The sequence below is a fragment of the Streptomyces sp. NPDC055078 genome (assembly GCF_053607985.1).
The window spans coordinates 1-3190 of record NZ_JBSGUP010000827.1; the positions used below are offsets into that span (position 1 = coordinate 1).

The 3190-nt window shown below is 67.5% G+C and carries 3 protein-coding genes and 1 pseudogene; all 4 read left to right on the plus strand.

The features are described from left to right. Positions 1-140: 140 nt before the first annotated feature. Positions 141-1247, plus strand: a complete 1107-nt coding sequence (prfB, locus tag ACWF94_RS37305) for a peptide chain release factor 2 (protein WP_453499177.1) — start codon at positions 141-143, stop codon at positions 1245-1247. A gap of 305 nt (positions 1248-1552) precedes the next feature. Next, positions 1553-2362, plus strand: coding sequence for a helix-turn-helix domain-containing protein (locus tag ACWF94_RS37310; RefSeq protein WP_453499179.1), 810 nt, complete (start codon positions 1553-1555; stop codon positions 2360-2362). Then, positions 2359-2577: a DUF397 domain-containing protein gene (locus ACWF94_RS37315; protein ID WP_453499181.1), complete on the plus strand. Its 219-nt coding sequence runs from the start codon at positions 2359-2361 to the stop codon at positions 2575-2577. Before ACWF94_RS37310 ends, ACWF94_RS37315 begins: the two co-directional genes overlap by 4 nt. A 306-nt stretch (positions 2578-2883) precedes the next feature. Beyond that, positions 2884-3190: pseudogene (locus ACWF94_RS37320) on the plus strand (hypothetical protein); the annotation flags it as partial.

Genomic DNA, 3190 nt, shown 5'->3' on the forward strand with positions numbered 1-3190 from the left:
GGACGCGGCGTCTGTCACGGCCCGGAACCCCGGTACGGACGGGCGGCGGCCCCCGGCGGGTGCCCCGCCTTCCCCGGGGCGGATCACCAGCGGAAACCCTGGCGGGTCCGACTGTCGCCCTCAGCCGTTACGCTGGACCCGTGGCAGTCGTCGATGTATCCGAAGAACTGAAGTCCCTCTCCTCCACCATGGGGTCGATCGAGGCCGTCCTGGACCTCGACAGGATGAGGGCAGACATCGCCGTGCTTGAGGAGCAGGCAGCGGCCCCGTCCCTGTGGGACGACCCGGACGCGGCCCAGAAGATCACCAGCAAGCTCTCCCACCTCCAGGCCGAGCTGCGCAAGACCGAGGCGCTCCGCGGCCGCATCGACGACCTGGCCGTGCTCTTCGAGCTGGCCGAGACCGAGGACGACGCGGACACGCTCGCCGAGGCCGAGTCGGAGCTGACCGACGTCCGCAAGGCGCTGGACGAGATGGAAGTCCGTACGCTCCTGTCCGGCGAGTACGACGAGCGCGCCGCGCTGGTCAACATCCGCGCCGAGGCGGGCGGCGTGGACGCCTCCGACTTCGCCGAGCGCCTCCAGCGGATGTATCTGCGCTGGTCCGAGCGCCATGGCTACAGCACGGAGATCTACGAGACCTCGTACGCGGAAGAGGCCGGCATCAAGTCGACCACCTTCGTCGTCAAGGCCCCCTACGCCTACGGCACCCTCTCGGTCGAGCAGGGCACCCACCGCCTGGTGCGCATCTCGCCCTTCGACAACCAGGGCCGCCGCCAGACGTCGTTCGCGGGCGTCGAGGTGCTGCCTGTGGTCGAGCAGAGCGACCATGTCGAGATCGACGAGTCCGAGCTGCGCGTGGACGTCTACCGCGCATCGGGCCCCGGCGGCCAGGGTGTCAACACCACCGACTCCGCCGTCCGCATCACCCACATCCCCACCGGCATCGTCGTCTCCTGCCAGAACGAGCGCTCCCAGATCCAGAACAAGGCCAGCGCCATGAACGTCCTCCAGGCCAAGCTCCTTGAGCGCCGCCGCCAGGAGGAGCAGGCCAAGATGGACGCCCTCAAGGGCGACGGCGGCAATTCCTGGGGCAACCAGATGCGCTCCTACGTCCTGCACCCGTACCAGATGGTCAAGGACCTGCGCACCGAGTTCGAGGTGGGCAACCCCCAGGCGGTCCTCGACGGCGAGATCGACGGCTTCCTGGAAGCGGGCATCCGCTGGCGCAAGCAGCGCGAGCGCTGACCGACCCGAGCCGACCCGAGCCGAACCGAACCGGGTCGCCCCGCGCCCGGCGCACCTGCCGGATCCGCTGACCGTGCACACAAGAAGGTGCCGGGCCCGCCATGAGGCCCGGCACAACGCTGTGCGCGTCACGTATTGGCTCGCCCCCGACCAGCGCATCGACCTTCGCCTTAGGAGGTTCGCGGGCAACTACCGTACGCCTGCGGATTGTCACTCTCGGTGCGTATGCTCGTGCGGCGAGGTCATGAGCCGTTGGTGACACGGGAGTAGGGGGACACGCCATGGTCGTACGTTCGCGTGAGTTGATGCCGGACCGATCAGCCAGGGATCTGTTCGGCTCGGAGATGCGCCGTTTACGTATGGCGGCGGGGATGAGTCTGGAGCGGCTGGCCGAGGTGATCAGGTACAGCAAGAGTTCACTGGCGCGGTTTGAGATCGCCGAAGCCATGATCCCGCCGGACCTGTCGGCGAAGCTGGACGCGGCGTTCGGGACCGATCAGCTATTCGAGAAGTTGTACGGGCTGGCGCGCAAGGAGATTCATCCGGATCGGTATCGGCGCCATATGGAGCTTGAGGCGCGGGCTCGGGTCATCAGGGAGTTCGCCGGGCATGTGGTGCCTGGTCTCGTGCAGACGGAGGACTATGCCCGCGCGCTGTTCCGGGCCCACAACCCCAAGGCGAAGCCGGAGGAGATCCAGGATCTGATGACCGCCCGGCTCAGCAGGCAGGCGCTGCTCCAGGGCGAAGACCCTCCGCACTTCTTCGGCATCCTCGATGAGACGGTGATCCGGCGACCCGTGGGTGGACCGGCTGTCATGCGCGCACAACTTGCCGCGCTGCTGCCGCTCGTGGACAGTCCCACGACCACCTTGCAGATCCTTCCCTTTGACCACGGGGAACACGCCCTGCTCGGCGGCGGGTTGCTGAGGGTGCTGACGCTGGACAACGGAACGGTCGTGGCGTACCAAGAAGGCGTCAACTCGGGAACGCTGTTCGAGGCCCAGGACCTCGCCGGTCCACGGCAGCACGCTTATGAGTTGATGACCGCATACGCACTCCCGCCCCGCGAGACCGCGGCACTGATCCGAGCCACGATGGAGGCACTGCCCACATGAAGATATCCCCGGACTTGTCCTGCGCGCGGTGGGTCAAGTCCTCCTACAGCAACGGCGATGGCGGGGCGTGCATAGAGCACGCCCCCGCCTTCGCCGCCTCAGGCGTCGTCCCCGTCCGGGACAGCAAGGACCCCCAAAGCCCCGTGATTCTCTTCTCCGTGGACGGCTGGCGCGGATTCGTCGCCGCCGTGGAGTCGGGCGCGTTCACGCGCTGAGCACCGTCAATTCGCGGATGCAAGCGGCATATTGGGAATCGGCTCGCTTTGTCGACAAGGTAACTGGCGGTGCCGGAACATCAGTTCGCGCTTATGTCACAGTTGCATTCCCCCAGGTCAGGCAACCGCTCTCATACCGGACATCGCACGCGCAATCGGCTTGACGTGCACTCGGAAACTGGCAAAGCTGGCGCGCGGCATGCGTGTTTCCAGGGGCGCGTGCGAACCGGAGGAGAGACCGCACCGGACGGCCGCAGCCCTGGTCCCATGCTCAATTGACGAACAGCTACTGGGGGTAGCAGACAGATGACCAAGAAGACGCGGATCCGCGCCGCGCGCATCGCCGCCGGTGCGGTGATCGCCGCCGGTGCCTCGCTGACCGCCGCGGGAGCCGCCTCGGCCGTCGGTGTCGGCATCAATGTGGGGCCTCTGTCGGCCGAGGCCGGTATCGGTATCGACGACCGGGACGATCCGGGGCCGACGGTGATCCCGACTCCGACCCCGACGGACACGCCTCCCACGGGGCCGACTCCGACCGATACGCCTCCTACGCAGCCGACTCCGACCGACACCCCGCCCACGAAGCCGACTCCGACCGATAACCCGCCGACCA

Coding starts and splice junctions, on each gene's coding strand:
- ACWF94_RS37310 (WP_453499179.1), top strand. CDS start 1,553: ATGCCGGACCGATCAGCCAGGGATCTGTTCGGCTCGGAGATGCGCCGT.
- ACWF94_RS37315 (WP_453499181.1), top strand. CDS start 2,359: ATGAAGATATCCCCGGACTTGTCCTGCGCGCGGTGGGTCAAGTCCTCC.